Origin of the sequence: Flavobacterium taihuense (assembly GCF_019351435.1) — a bacterium.
Taxonomy (GTDB): Bacteria; Bacteroidota; Bacteroidia; order Flavobacteriales; family Flavobacteriaceae; genus Flavobacterium; species Flavobacterium taihuense.
In genome coordinates, this window is the sequence record NZ_JAHWYN010000010.1 from 106738 (window position 1) to 121035 (window position 14298).

11 protein-coding genes are annotated in these 14298 nt (G+C 34.3%); 6 read left to right on the top strand and 5 right to left on the bottom strand.

Annotated features, from left to right (window positions below; genetic code table 11):
- Positions 1-2 precede the first annotated feature (2 nt).
- The gene (locus KZH69_RS12570) at positions 3-1163 is read left to right on the top strand and encodes an ABC transporter permease (protein ID WP_219317828.1); all 1161 of its coding nucleotides are present in this window, start codon (positions 3-5) and stop codon (positions 1161-1163) included.
- A gap of 60 nt (positions 1164-1223) precedes the next feature.
- Here KZH69_RS12570 and KZH69_RS12575 read toward each other — a convergent pair whose 3' ends face one another.
- The 3 genes from KZH69_RS12575 to KZH69_RS12585 form a co-directional block, all read right to left on the bottom strand.
- Positions 1224-2858 carry an ABC-F family ATP-binding cassette domain-containing protein gene (locus KZH69_RS12575; RefSeq protein WP_219317829.1) on the bottom strand — a complete coding sequence of 545 codons (1635 nt, stop codon included), beginning with the start codon at positions 2856-2858 and terminating at the stop codon, positions 1224-1226.
- 212 nt (positions 2859-3070) lie between these two features.
- A complete protein-coding gene (locus KZH69_RS12580) occupies positions 3071-4246 on the bottom strand; it encodes a GlmU family protein (protein WP_219317830.1) in 1176 nt (391 codons plus the stop codon).
- A 170-nt stretch (positions 4247-4416) separates the two neighbouring features.
- Complete coding sequence (locus tag KZH69_RS12585) at positions 4417-4668, bottom strand: type B 50S ribosomal protein L31 (protein WP_111410657.1); 252 nt, start codon at positions 4666-4668, stop codon at positions 4417-4419.
- Between the two features lie 236 nt (positions 4669-4904).
- Here KZH69_RS12585 and KZH69_RS12590 point away from each other — a divergent pair, with 236 nt between their 5' ends.
- From KZH69_RS12590 to KZH69_RS12610, 5 genes are all read left to right on the top strand, one after another.
- Positions 4905-5447, top strand: a complete 543-nt coding sequence (locus KZH69_RS12590; RefSeq protein ID WP_219317831.1) for a DUF4199 domain-containing protein — start codon at positions 4905-4907, stop codon at positions 5445-5447.
- A 3-nt stretch (positions 5448-5450) separates the two neighbouring features.
- Positions 5451-6407 (top strand): glycosyltransferase family 2 protein, encoded by a 957-nt coding sequence (locus tag KZH69_RS12595; RefSeq protein WP_219317832.1) that lies wholly within the window; start codon positions 5451-5453, stop codon positions 6405-6407.
- A gap of 203 nt (positions 6408-6610) precedes the next feature.
- Positions 6611-8338, top strand: a complete 1728-nt coding sequence (locus tag KZH69_RS12600) for a phospho-sugar mutase (RefSeq protein ID WP_219317833.1) — start codon at positions 6611-6613, stop codon at positions 8336-8338.
- Between the two features lie 78 nt (positions 8339-8416).
- Positions 8417-10249: an ABC transporter ATP-binding protein gene (locus KZH69_RS12605; RefSeq protein ID WP_439649446.1), complete on the top strand. Its 1833-nt coding sequence runs from the start codon at positions 8417-8419 to the stop codon at positions 10247-10249.
- Between the two features lie 53 nt (positions 10250-10302).
- Complete coding sequence (locus KZH69_RS12610; RefSeq protein ID WP_219317835.1) at positions 10303-11004, top strand: hypothetical protein; 702 nt, start codon at positions 10303-10305, stop codon at positions 11002-11004.
- Between the two features lie 3 nt (positions 11005-11007).
- On the opposite strand, the gene KZH69_RS12615 is transcribed toward KZH69_RS12610, so the two are convergent.
- Positions 11008-11730, bottom strand: coding sequence for a hypothetical protein (locus KZH69_RS12615; RefSeq protein WP_219317836.1), 723 nt, complete (start codon positions 11728-11730; stop codon positions 11008-11010).
- A gap of 93 nt (positions 11731-11823) precedes the next feature.
- Positions 11824-14247 (bottom strand): TonB-dependent receptor, encoded by a 2424-nt coding sequence (locus tag KZH69_RS12620; RefSeq protein ID WP_219317864.1) that lies wholly within the window; start codon positions 14245-14247, stop codon positions 11824-11826.
- Positions 14248-14298: the final 51 nt, after the last annotated feature.

Consider the following 14298-nt stretch of genomic DNA (forward strand, 5'->3'; position numbering starts at 1 on the left):
TCATGCGAAATTTCTTTTCACTCTTAAAAAGAGAATTCCAATTATTTTGGAAAAATGAAGTCTTGAGAATGCTTTTTATAGGAGCCCCTTTATTGTATGCAATTTTATTAGGCTACGTGTACAGTAAAGGAAAAGTAACCGATTTACCTATTATTGTAGTCGATCTAGATCAAACTGAAATGAGCGCCAAAACAATTGAAATGTTTAATGACAATGAAGTCATTACTGTTGCAACTGTTTTATTTGACCAAAACAATCTTTCCAAAATTATAATAGACAAAGAAGCCAATAGTGTAGTAATAATCCCAAAAGGATTTGAAAAAAACGTTCTAACCAAACGATGTCCTGAAATTACAACCATCGTTAACACTGCCAATATTTTGACCGCAAATTATGCCGCAACTGCCATTCAGGTTTGCTTAGGCACCTTAAAAGCCGGCATACAAATAGAAACGTTGCGCAAACAAGGCATCCCTGAAAAATTGTTAGCAGAACAATATGAACCTTTCAAAACTACCTTCATAAAAAAAAATAATCGAAGCAGTAATTATATGTACTATCTATGGCCTGGGGTTTTGGCAGCCGTGTTACAACAGGTTATGCTCTTAGCATTAGCTTTGTCCTTTGCTTCTGAATTTGAAAACGGAACTTTTAAAATTTTAGTAAACCAATCGCCATCCATTTTAAAAATGATGAGTATAAAAATCATTCCCTATCTCATTATGAGTTTTGGGATTTGGCTAATTTACTGGATGTTTACCTTTTATTTCCGAATACCATTTTTCGAAAATTTACTCCAACTCACATTTGTAGCTGGCATATTCGTATTGTCAGTTTCATTTATTGGAATACTCGTTAGCATCCTAATCCCAAATCAGCTTAAGGCAACAGAAATTTTAATGGTTATTGCCACGCCAAGCTTTATATTAAGCGGATTCAGTTGGCCTTTGAGTCAAATGCCTAATTGGGTTCAGGGTGTTGCTAATGTTATTCCACTTACCCATTTTTTGAAAGCTTTCAGAATATTAATTATTGAAAATGGCACACTTTTACAAACCTGGGATTCGATTCAAAACATGATTATTATAGGAAGCATTTGTGCCGCTTGGGCTTATATCGCTTTGTATTTTAAGAAAAAATCGGTTCTAAAAAGTGACCTATAAAAAACAAAGGCAAGAGAAATAAAACTCTTGCCTTTTGTTTTTCTTTTAAAGAAATAAAAACTATTTTTCGATTTCTTTCATGCTGTCCATTTTCTTGTGAGCTAAGAAACCGGCTATATCTTCAAAATGCTCTACAACACGTTTGTTTCCAAATTCAAAAACCTTAGTTGCTAATCCATCAAGAAAATCACGATCGTGAGAAACCAGAATTAAGGTCCCATCAAAATCACGCAAAGCATCCTTGATAATATCTTTGGTTTTCATATCCAAGTGATTCGAAGGCTCATCCAGAATCAATAAATTTACTGGCTCCAATAATAATTTGATCATAGCCAAACGTGTTTTTTCACCACCCGAAAGCACTTTTACTTTCTTAGTAACATCATCACCATGAAACATAAAAGCCCCCAAAATATCTTTAATCTTTGTTCTCACATCACCCACGGCAATATCATCAATAGTTTCAAAAATAGTAGCATTTTCATCTAATAAAGCTGCTTGATTTTGAGCAAAATAACCAATTTGAGAATTATGTCCAATTTCAACAGAACCACTATCAACACCAATTTCTTTCATTATGGCTTTGATCATTGTCGATTTTCCTTCTCCATTCTTCCCAACAAAAGCAACCTTTTGACCTCTTTCAATGACAATATTCGCATCTTTAAAAACCACATGATCTCCATAGGACTTAGACATGTCTTTTACAATAACCGGATATTGTCCTGAGCGAACAGCTGGTGGGAATTTTAATTTTAATGCCGAAGTATCCACTTCATCAACCTGAACGATAACTAATTTTTCAAGCATTTTTACTCTCGACTGAACGGCATCTGTTTTAGAAAATGTCCCTTTAAATCGATCAATAAAAGCTCGGTTGTCAGCAATCATACGTTGTTGTTCATCGTATGCCTTTTGCTGGTGCATACGACGGTCTTTTCTTAGTTCTAAATAATGAGAATATTTAGCTTTATAATCATAAATACGTCCCATTGTCACTTCAATGGTGCGATTGGTAATATTATCCACAAAAGCTCTATCGTGCGAAATCACTACAACAGCTTTGGCCGAATTGATTAAGAAATCTTCCAACCATTGAATACTTTCGATATCCATGTGATTGGTTGGCTCATCAAGCAAAATTAAATCTGGCTTTTGCAAAAGGATTTTAGCCAACTCGATTCGCATTCTCCAACCTCCAGAAAATTCAGAAGTCTGACGTGTAAAATCTTCTCTTTCAAAACCTAAACCAATTAGAATTTTCTCTACTTCAGCCTCATAATTTACTTCTTCAATTGCGTAGAATTTCTCGCTTAAGTCCGAAACTCTTTCAATCAATTTCATATACGCATCACTTTCATAATCGGTACGAATCGTCAATTGTTCATTGATTTCGTCGATTTCGGCTTTCATACTAAAAATTTCGCCAAACGCTTTTGAAGTTTCCTCCATTACCGTGGCACCATCTGTAGTCAATAAATGCTGCGGCAAATAAGCCACAACAGCATCTTTCGGCGCAGACACATTTCCTGTTGAAGGTTTGCTTTGTCCAGCAATAATTTTCAATAGTGTAGATTTACCCGCTCCATTTTTACCCATAAGGGCAATTTTATCATTTTCATTTATAGCAAAAGAAACATCACTAAAAAGGGACGTGCCTCCAAATTGAACCGAAATATCGTTTATTGTAATCATTATAAAAAGTTAGAAGTTAGAGGCTAGAAATTTAAAGTTCCATCCTCAATAAATTAAAAGGTGCAAAGATAGATTAAATAAAGAATTGGACAACACAATTAGATTTTTAGGGGTCCTAGATTTTGTATTAAAAATAAATTCGATAATTCACATAATACTCTATGCGAATTATCGAATTAAAAATTGGGAACAATCTAAAAAATTCAATCCAATTATTCTTTTCTCCATTTTTTTGATTCCTCAAAAATATGCTCCAAGATTGCAGCTTCTTTTTCATTAAAATCTACATTTCTTCGGCTCATTACCAACCTTGCTGTTTCAAAAGCTTTTTTGGTCACATAAGTAGTAAATCCCGCAGCACCTCCCCAAGAAAAACTTGGTACAAAATTGCGAGGAAAACCGCTTCCAAAAATATTGGCACTCACTCCTACTACGGTCCCTGTGTTAAACATAGTATTGATCCCGCATTTACTATGATCTCCCATCATCAATCCACAAAACTGAAGACCGGTTTTGGCAAATCCTTCGGTTTCATAACTCCACAGTTTTACTTCCTCGTAATTATTTTTTAGATTCGAATTATTACTGTCAGCTCCAATGTTACACCATTCTCCTAATACAGAATCACCTAGAAACCCGTCGTGACCTTTATTGGAATACGCAAAAAGCACAGCATTTTTTACCTCTCCACCAATTCTCGAATAAGGCCCTACAGTTGTTGCTCCATAAACTTTGGCGCCCATTTTTACTTGTGCGTTTTCGCATAAAGCAAAAGGCCCACGAATGATAGATCCTTCCATTATTTCCGAATCTTTACCTATATATATGGGGCCTTCGGAAGCATTCAAGGTTACAAACTCCAATTTGGCTCCTTCTTCTATAAAAACATTTTCTGGCGCAATTACATTGACACTTTTTGGGATTGGTTGTGATTTTCTATCTTCGGTTAAAAATTCGAAATCTTCACGGATAGCAATATCATTTTTGGAAAAAATATCCCAAGTATGCTCAATTGTGATGCAATCTTCATTGTATTCCAGAATTTCGTAGGCATCAAAATCAACGGATTCTTGTTCATTATTTGTATAAAAAGCAATAACATCATCCCCTTTGAAAATCGCTTGATTAGGTCCAAGATTACTAACCATTTCGACCAAAACAGCATTTGGCAGAAAAGAGGCATTAATCATAACATTTTCTTCCAATTCAACCATCGGAAATTTCTCTGACAAATATTCCTCGGTTACTGTTGTTGTGGTAGATCCCAAATGCATCTCCCATTTTTGACGAATCGTCATAATACCAACAAGAATATCGGCAACAGGACGAGTAAAAGTAAAGGGTAACAAGGCATTTCGAGCGGGACCGTCAAAAAGTATGTAGTTCATAAATTAAATTGTAAAGTGTTAAAATGTGATTTGGTTATCACCGCAAAGTTACAACTATTTTTAAATGTATATAGAAGTAAGGAATCCCACACGAAAAGAATCTAAAACAAAATTCCATAAAAAAAGCCCCGCAAATTGCGAGGCTTTAATGTATTTGAAAACAGTTAAAATTATTTAACGTGTTTAGCGTATTTAGTTTTGAATTTATCAATACGTCCTGCAGTATCGATAAGTTTAGATTTACCTGTGTAAAAAGGGTGAGAAGTTCTAGAAATCTCCATTTTTACAACTGGATATTCAACACCATCAACAATAATCGTTTCTCTAGTATCAGCAGTAGATTTAGTAATAAAAACATCTTCGTTTGACATGTCTTTAAAAGCAACTAATCTGTAATTTTCTGGGTGTACACCTTTTTTCATCTTAAATCTTTTTTATTTGTTAATTATAACTTGTCTTGAAGCTTTTCTTCTAACAGAAAAGGTATAAACGTGCTATAACTTTTTGTTTTACAATATTATTTTGAGTTTGCAAATTTACACTTATTTTTCAATATACAAACCTTTGTGCAACTTTTTTTATATGGGCGTAAAAATCATTTTTTACACTTCATTATATTGGGAATTGCTATATTTGTAAATTAATAAAAACAGTCTCTATGGAAAATAATGTATCACCAGCAAAATCTGGTGTTTTGTATGGTGTTTTATTCGGTATTATAATGGTATTGGAATTCGTGATTATGTATCTAGTCGGAATGAAATCATTAATCAATACTAGTGTAGGTACAATTGTAAACATTTCGAATTACATGATATTACCTCTCTTATTTATTTTTATAGGCTGTACAAATTACAAGAAAAAAATCAATAACGGTTTTATCACCCTTACCGAGAGTCTCAAAACAGGAATTTCTATAACTTTTATCGCCGCGCTTATATATGCCATTTTTAATGTTATTTTTAATTTCATTTTTCCCGAATTCATAGATGAAATGATAGCTATTACTAAAGAAGGTATGCTAGCAAAAAATCCAAACATGACAAGTGAACAAATTGAAATGGGACTTTCAATGGTAAAAAAGTTTATGAATCCTTTAATTGTTTTACCTGTAACATTAGCCATGTATTCTTTCTTTGGTTTAATTTACTCCCTCATTGTAGGCGTAATAGTGAAAAATAAAAAACCACAAAGCTTCTAATTAATGAATTTATCAATACTCATACCGCTTCTTAACGAAGAGGAATCACTACAAGAATTGTACACTTGGATTATTTCGATAATGAATTCGCACAATTACAGTTATGAAATCATTTTTCTGGATGACGGAAGTACTGATGAATCTTGGAACATCATAGAAGGTTTTGCAACAGAAAATCCAAATGTTAAAGGGATTCGATTCATGAAAAACTTTGGAAAATCTCAAGCTTTGCATGCTGGTTTCGCTAAGGCAAAAGGCGATGTAATTATCACGATGGATGCCGATTTACAGGACAGTCCTGACGAGATACCGGGTTTGTATGAAATGATTACCACTCAAAAATACGATTTGGTTTCGGGTTGGAAAAAGAAACGTTACGACTCTGTTGTTGCCAAAAATCTTCCATCGAAATTATTCAATTGGGCGGCCAGAAAAACATCTGGAGTGGAATTGAATGATTTTAACTGCGGACTGAAAGCATATAAAAACGTAGTGGTTAAAAATATTGAAGTATCTGGTGAAATGCACCGATACATTCCAGTTTTGGCGAAAAATGCTGGTTTTGGAAAAATTGGCGAGAAAGTAGTGCAGCACCAAGCTAGAAAATATGGTGAGACCAAATTTGGGATGGAACGTTTCATCAATGGTTTCTTGGATTTAATCACGATTTGGTTTCTTTCTCGATTTGGAAAAAGACCTATGCATTTATTTGGTGCGATTGGTTCCCTAATGTTTATCATTGGCTTTTTATTGGCTGGATACATTGGAGTTTCGAAACTGTATCATATGTATATGGGAATGCGTTACAATTTAGTAACCAGCAATCCTTGGTTTTTCATTGCATTGACAACAATGGTTTTGGGAACACAATTGTTTTTGGCAGGATTTCTGGGAGAAATTATTTTGAGAACCAAAAACAACGAGGAACGTTACAAGGTTTCAACTGAAGTGAATTTTTAAATTCTTACTCAGAAACTTTCTTCGGATATAAAATAAAAAAATTAGGTTTTAAAAACTAAATTTCTCGCTTTACGGGTCTAGCCCTGATAGGAGCGGCATCCCACGCTTTTGGGCGTGGATATAGCGGATAGCAGGAATAGCTCCTAATAAAACTGATATTTTTGCTTTAACAAAATAGATTAACAACTTAAACTAAATATAAAATGCATATACCTCAAAACATTTTAGACGCAGTAAACGAATGGTTGACCCCAACGTTTGATAACGAAACACAAGTGGCCGTTAAAGAATTGATGACGACTTCGCCAAAAGAACTGGAAGAGAGTTTTTATAAGAATTTGGAATTTGGAACCGGTGGTATGCGAGGTGTAATGGGAGTTGGAAACAACCGCATCAACAAATATACGCTTGGAAAAAACACTCAAGGGCTTTCTAATTATTTACACACTGTTTTTCCAGGACAGGCCTTGAAGGTTGTAATTGCTTATGATTGCCGTCATAACAGTCAATCTTTAGCTAAAGTGGTTGCTGATGTTTTCTCTGCGAATGGAATTCAAGTGTATTTGTTTTCGGATTTGAGACCGACACCAGAATTGTCTTTTGCGCTAAAACATTTAGGTTGTCAGTGCGGTATCGTACTTACGGCATCACACAATCCGCCAGAATACAATGGGTACAAAGTGTACTGGCAAGATGGCGGACAAATTGTTCCTCCACAAGACGCAGCTATCATTGATGTTATTGAAAATTTGAATTACAACGAAATCAAATTTTCGGCAAATGAAAATTTGATTAAATACATAGACACAGAAATTGACGAAGCTTTTGTAAAATCGTCTGTAGAGAATGCAAGTTTCAACACTCCAAAAGAAGCCAAAGACAACTTGAACATTGTATTTACTTCTTTGCACGGAACTTCAATCATGTCTGTTCCTGCAACTTTGGAAAAAGCGGGTTATACTAATGTGAACATTGTTCCGGAACAAGCCAAACCAGATGGAAATTTCCCAACAGTTAAATCTCCAAATCCAGAAGAGCCCGAAGCATTGACGATGGCACTTGCCTTGGCAGACAAATTGAATGCGGATATCGTTGTTGGTACAGATCCAGATTGTGACCGTTTAGGAGTTGCCGTTCGAAATAACGAAGGCAAAATGATTTTGTTGAACGGAAATCAAACGATGATCTTGATGACGGCATTTCTATTGGAACAATGGAAAAAAGCGGGTAAGATAAACGGAAAACAATTTGTGGGTTCTACTATTGTTTCCACTCCAATGATTATGGAATTAGCAACAGCCTATGGTGTAGAATGCAAAGTGGGATTAACAGGTTTTAAATGGATAGCCAAAATGATTAAAGATTTTCCAGAACTGCAATTCATTGGCGGTGGAGAAGAAAGTTTTGGATACATGGTTGGAGATGCTGTTCGTGATAAAGATGCCGTTGCAGCTACTTTATTGATCTGCGAAGTTGCGGCTCAAGCCAAAGCCAAAGGAAGTTCTGTTTACAATGCCTTACTGCAACATTACGTAGATTTTGGTTTCTACAAAGAGCATTTAGTTTCCCTTACCAAAAAAGGCATGGAAGGATTGGCCGAAATCAATCAAATGATGGTTGACTTACGCGAAAATCCTCTGAAAGAAATTAATGGTCAAAGAGTGGTGATGGTAGAAGATTATAAAGCATCTATCGCCAAAAACTTGTTTACCGGTGAAGAAGAAACTATAGACATGCCTAAATCTGACGTATTAATCTATTATACAGAAGACGGTTCTAAAATATGTGCTAGACCAAGCGGAACAGAGCCTAAAATCAAATTTTACATCAGCGTAAAAACCGAATTAGACAGTATTGCCAATTTTACTAAAGTAGAAGAAGTGTTAAACGAAAAGATTAAAAATATAATTATTGCAATGCAATTGAGCTAATTCACTTGTACTAAAAAAATTGATTTAATTAACTAAAATTGAGTTAATCAAATTAATCTCAATACAATCAAAAAAATGATAGATTCTAATTTACTTAAATTAATTCCATACACAAGAGCCTACAAAAGCCACATTGTTTGGAATGTAATTTACAACATATTGTATGCTTTATTTAGCACAATTTCGATGCTATCGCTACTTCCAATGCTAGAAGTCCTTTTTAGCAAAACAAAGTCTATTCCAAAAGAACCTATTTTTTCAGGAATAGGAGGAATAATGAGCTATGCTAAAGATTTACTCTACTACAACATATCAGAATTAACTAAAGAAAATGGACCACAATTTGCCCTGTTATTAGTTGTATCATTGGTAATCATGACATTTTTACTAAAAAACTTTTTCAACTATTTAGCATCATATCATATTATGCATCTTAAAAATGGTGTTTTAAAAGATTTGAGACAGACAATGTATAATAAAATTATAGAATTGCCTATCTCCTATTATTCTGAAAAGAGAAAAGGAGATGTAATGTCACGAATGCTTGGAGATGTTGGAGAAGTTCAAAATTCATTTTTTTCAATATTAGAACTTATTGTAAAAGAACCTTTAACAATCCTCTTCGCATTAATAACTATGTTTGCCATAAGTGTGAAACTTACTGTTTTTGTGTTAATTTTTATTCCAATTTCAGGATTGATCATTTCTAAAATAGGTAAAAATTTAAAAGCAAAATCGCTACTTGCTCAAAATGAAGGAGGTCATTTAATCTCTATAGTCGAAGAAAGTCTAACGGGCCTAAAAGTGGTAAAAAGTTATAATGCAGAAAGCAACTTTAAAGGACGATTTAATGATTCCGTTACACGTCTTCTAAAACTATCCAATAGTATTGGTAACAAAAATAATTTAGCATCTCCATTAAGTGAGTTTATGGGTATTGCAACAATCGCAGTATTACTTTGGTATGGTGGTAATTTGGTTTTAGTACAAAAAACACTAGATGGTTCTGCATTTATTGTTTACTTAACCTTAGCTTACAACATTCTTACTCCTGCAAAATCAATTTCGAAAGCTTCTTACTCCGTAAAAAATGGACTAGCTGCAGCTGAGCGTGTCTTTGAAGTATTAGAGGTAGAGAATGAAATTACCAACAAGGCGAATGCTATTAAAAAAAGTACTTTTGAAGATTCAATCTCCATTAAAAACATAAATTTCAGATATGAAAAAGAAGATGTTTTAAAAGATTTTTCGCTTGAAATCAAAAAAGGACAAACTGTTGCTCTTGTGGGTCAATCAGGAAGTGGAAAAAGTACTATTGCTAATTTACTGACTCGTTTTTACGACGTAAACGAAGGAAGCATTACTATAGACGACATCTCTATAAAAGATATGGAAATGCATTCTCTCCGAGGGTTAATGGGGTTGGTAACACAAGACAGTATTTTATTCAACGACACTATTAAATCTAATATTTCACTAGGAAAAATAGATGCCACCGATGAAGAAATTATTGAAGCTTTAAAAATAGCCAATGCTTATGAATTTGTAAAAGATCTACCTCTAGGAATTTACACTAACATTGGCGACAGTGGCAATAAACTTTCCGGAGGTCAAAAACAAAGACTGTCTATTGCACGTGCCGTGTTGAAAAACCCTCCAATTATGATTCTGGATGAAGCAACATCAGCATTGGACACCGAAAGCGAAAAATTTGTACAAGTGGCTTTAGAAAACATGATGCAAAACAGAACTTCTATTGTAATTGCGCACCGGCTTTCGACCATTCAAAAAGCCGATCTGATTGTCGTAATGAAAAAAGGAAGAATAGTAGAGCAAGGAAAACACGATGAACTTATAGCTATGAATGGCTCATATAATAAATTAGTAACAATGCAAAGTTTTGAATCGTAATCTAGGTTAGTAATTTTAGATTTCTAATGACTATTCATATATAATTCAAAATAATGTACCTCAATAATCCCAACATAAAACTTCCACAAGATCCAGATACAGTTGTATGGAAATACTTGGACTTGTCGAAGTTTTTGGATTTATTGCTTTCGCAAAAACTCTTCATGTCCCGATCTGATAAGTTTGAAGACCAATACGAAGGCACTTTTAGCGAACCCACATTTGAGGAAATCAAAAAACTTTCTATAGACAATCCTGACTTTTTAAATTACTATAAAATACATCGGGAGAAAGTAGCTATTAGTAGCTGGCACATCAATGAATACGAATCGTTTGCCATGTGGCAAATTTTCACCCAAAACAGTGAAGGATTGGCCATACAATCTACAGTAAAAAGGCTTCAAGAGGCTTTGATTCCTGAAAAAAACTACAAACAGTTCATTGGCGAGGTTAATTATATAGATTACAAAAAAGAATACATTCCGTTTGACGATATGTTTTTCCCTTTTTTGTTCAAACGAAAAAGTTTTCAATACGAACGTGAAGTACGTATCATTACTGATGTGGCCGACAGTAACATCAAACTAAATGATGGTTTAAAAATAAATGTAGATATCAGTCAACTGATAGAAAAAATCTACATTCATCCCAAATCTGAGAATTGGTACAAAAAACTGGTGATTCAATTGGTGACACAACTAGGATTTGATTTTGAAATTGAAAAATCAGATTTGGAAAGTGATATATTGATTTAAGAGTTAAATCGGATTGTAGGTTTCCACTTTCCAATCATTTTTTGCCAAATCGATATAATTGTAGTGAAGTACATCTTTGCTGTCGAACTTCCCATTTTTATTGGTGTCCTCAACAGTTCTAAAATACAAACGGTTTTGAGATTCTATCAAGTTCCAATCGATCAATTCTTGAAAATCAGCTGAGACTTTGGTGAATTTTTCCCCACTAATTTTACTTAGATACAATGTTGTGATATCACTAACGTCGAGTTTTCCATCTTTATTAGTATCCATATCCACCATCGTATAAACCATAATTTGCTTGTTGATTTTATCCGAAACCGTTTTTAAGTAAGTCGCGGTTTGAATCAAAACAGGTCTATCTGTTAATGCTTTTATAGAATCTGAACCAATTTTTTGAAATTTAAGATTTTGCAAATAACCGGTAATTTCATACTCGGATGCATTTGATATAGTAAAACTCAAATCATTCACGCTTGATGAACCATATTTGTTTTTGGAACCTTTTTCATAAACACTCAGATCACCTACAGGATGAATCAAATAATCCGTCCCTTGCATTTGAATTGGTAAATCGGCAATTTTTATTTGAGTCGAATCAGCTTTGGTAAGTTCTCTGCCAGCTTTTGAAGCATCATAAATCACTTTCGGCTTTTCTGTTTCTTCTTTACAGCTCGCTAAAAGTAAAATCGAAATTCCAATATAGACAAAATGTGATGTTCTCATAATAATTTTAATATTAAAAAATAAACTCAAATGTAATCATTTTTAAAAATGGAAAAGGAAATATACCAAGGATTTATTCTTTCCGGCAAATAACTACAACCTCGCACTTAATTTCAAATTAAAAACTCGGGTTGTCATATAATTCGGAATTGCATATTCTGTTTTGGTGTACACATCACGAACCCATGTATTAGTTATCGCATTTTGATTGTTAAACAGATTGAAAATTTCAAAACCTAAAGATAATTCTTTAAAATTCTTAAAAAACTTCTTGCTGGACATTCCCGTTTTTTGATCGATAAAAACTTTAGAAAACCCAATATCAACTCGACGGTAATCATTCAATCTATTTTGATATAAATAAGGATCAGCATAAGCCGGTGATCCTCCAGGCAATCCTGTATTGTAAACCAAATTAAGATATAATTTCAAACTTGGAATTTTTGGCATATAATCCTGAAACAAAAGACCAAATTTAAATCGTTGATCCGTCGGTCTGGCAATATATCCTTTGTTGTCAATATTCTCTTCTGTTTTTAGGTATCCAAAACTAATCCATGAATCGGTTCCAGGGACAAATTCCCCATTCAGCCGAACATCCAATCCTTGTGCATACGCTGTTGCATTATTCTCGGCCGCATAACGTATCCGGACATTATCAACCGTATAAGGATTAACATCAGTCATTTTTTTATAATAGGCTTCAGTAACAAGTTTAAAAGGGCGCTCCCAAATCTTGAAACTATAATCGTTGCCTAAAACAACATTTAGAGATTTTTGAGCTTTGGTATCGGGTTGCACTACTCCATCATAATCGCGTAATTCTCGATAAAATGGGGGTTGATTGTAGATACCGATGGTAAATCTAAAAAGCATATCCCTCTTCCAATCTGGTTTTATGGCAAATTGTGCTCTTGGACTAAAAACAGTTTGAAGCTTACTATCTAAATTATCACCTGTAACTTCCCAACTTTGCATTCTTGCACCCAGATTGTACCAGATTTCGTTTGTTCCCAAATTGTCTTTTCGTCCCCATTGAGCATAAGCTGAAAACCGATTAATATTGGTAAAATTAATAGCACTTACATATTGGTACGGTATTAACAATCCTGAATAAGGCTGATAGGGCTGATCATTTTTAGGCAATATAACTGGAGGGCGTATCGAAAATCCTGCTGAGTCAATAACTTCCCATTCTGAAATCCGGTCATGAATGGATTCTTTAGTGTATTTTACTCCCCATTCGATTTGATTCTGCTTCCAATTTTTTAGGCCTTTAACTTCCAAATTAGCAATTAAAGCATCCAAATCGTTTCTCGCGTGATTGAGCTGAGAGCCAATTCCTCTTGAAAATGCAATATCGCCATAAGTATCCGATCCTATATTTGAATCGACTTCACCCAATCGGTATTGTGCATAAATATCGAAATACTCTTGCTCTATGGTGTGAAAAACAGATCCAATAAATTTCAAAGTAAAAGTATCACTCACTTGATAAGTGGTTTTTAAAGCTCCAAAATAAGTGTCATATTTATCTTTTTCCTTGCCTTCGTAATAAACCGCCAGAATCATTGGTGCATCTGCAGTACCAAAATTAGTTTGGCGAGTAAGCGGTTGGTACAAATACTTATTTTGAGAAATATTCCCCAGAAAACTCCATTGCCATTTGGCAGAAACCTTAAAGTTGATGTTCGTTTGAATATCGGCAAAAGTAGGAGTGTAATTCGTTTGGGTTTCCTGACTGTTTACCAAAAGACTATTATTTCTATACCGTATTCCAGTAATAGCCGACCATTTTTTATCTTTAGAAACCGCATCAATAGCAAGGCTTCCGCCCAGAAAACTCATTTCAAGACTTGCCCCAAATTGTGACGGATTTCTATAGGTAATATCCAATACTGAAGACATTTTATCACCATACTTCGCTTGAAAACCTCCCGCTGAAAACTCTATATTCTGTACCAAGTCAGTATTGATAAAACTCAAACCTTCCTGCTGCCCTGACCGAATCAAAAAAGGTCGATAGACTTCAACTTCATTAACATACACCAAGTTTTCATCATAATTCCCTCCACGAACAGAGTATTGCGTACTGAGTTCATTATTAGAATTGACTCCTGGCAAGGTTTTCAAAACGTTCTCGATTCCTGCATTGGCACCCGGAATAAAACGAATGTCTTTGGCTTCAAAAGTAATAATTCCTTGAACTGTTTTCTTATTATTGTTGTTTACTATAACCTCTCCCATTTGTTCCTCTTGATCATTCATATGCATATTAAACACATATACTTCATTCGGTTTTAAAAACACTTTTAGACTGGCTTTTTTTAAAGAAACATGGGTAAATTCTACAGTGATTTTTTGATTGGAAGGAATTGCTATTTGATAAAATCCTTTTTCATTTGTCTGGGTTGTAATATTGAAACAAGATACATTCACGCCTTCAACAGGGAGATTCTTTTCGTCCAAAACGATACCTTTTACAAAGGCTGTCTGAGCAAAAGAAGTCATTCCCATCCACATAAAAATAAAACAATACAGGGCTTTAAAAATATTCAATTGGTTTTG

Coding starts and splice junctions, on each gene's coding strand:
- KZH69_RS12570 (WP_219317828.1), top strand. CDS start 3: ATGCGAAATTTCTTTTCACTCTTAAAAAGAGAATTCCAATTATTTTGG.
- KZH69_RS12575 (WP_219317829.1), bottom strand. CDS start 2,858: ATGATTACAATAAACGATATTTCGGTTCAATTTGGAGGCACGTCCCTT.
- KZH69_RS12580 (WP_219317830.1), bottom strand. CDS start 4,246: ATGAACTACATACTTTTTGACGGTCCCGCTCGAAATGCCTTGTTACCC.
- KZH69_RS12585 (WP_111410657.1), bottom strand. CDS start 4,668: ATGAAAAAAGGTGTACACCCAGAAAATTACAGATTAGTTGCTTTTAAA.
- KZH69_RS12590 (WP_219317831.1), top strand. CDS start 4,905: ATGGAAAATAATGTATCACCAGCAAAATCTGGTGTTTTGTATGGTGTT.
- KZH69_RS12595 (WP_219317832.1), top strand. CDS start 5,451: ATGAATTTATCAATACTCATACCGCTTCTTAACGAAGAGGAATCACTA.
- KZH69_RS12600 (WP_219317833.1), top strand. CDS start 6,611: ATGCATATACCTCAAAACATTTTAGACGCAGTAAACGAATGGTTGACC.
- KZH69_RS12610 (WP_219317835.1), top strand. CDS start 10,303: ATGTACCTCAATAATCCCAACATAAAACTTCCACAAGATCCAGATACA.
- KZH69_RS12615 (WP_219317836.1), bottom strand. CDS start 11,730: ATGAGAACATCACATTTTGTCTATATTGGAATTTCGATTTTACTTTTA.
- KZH69_RS12620 (WP_219317864.1), bottom strand. CDS start 14,247: ATGGGAATGACTTCTTTTGCTCAGACAGCCTTTGTAAAAGGTATCGTT.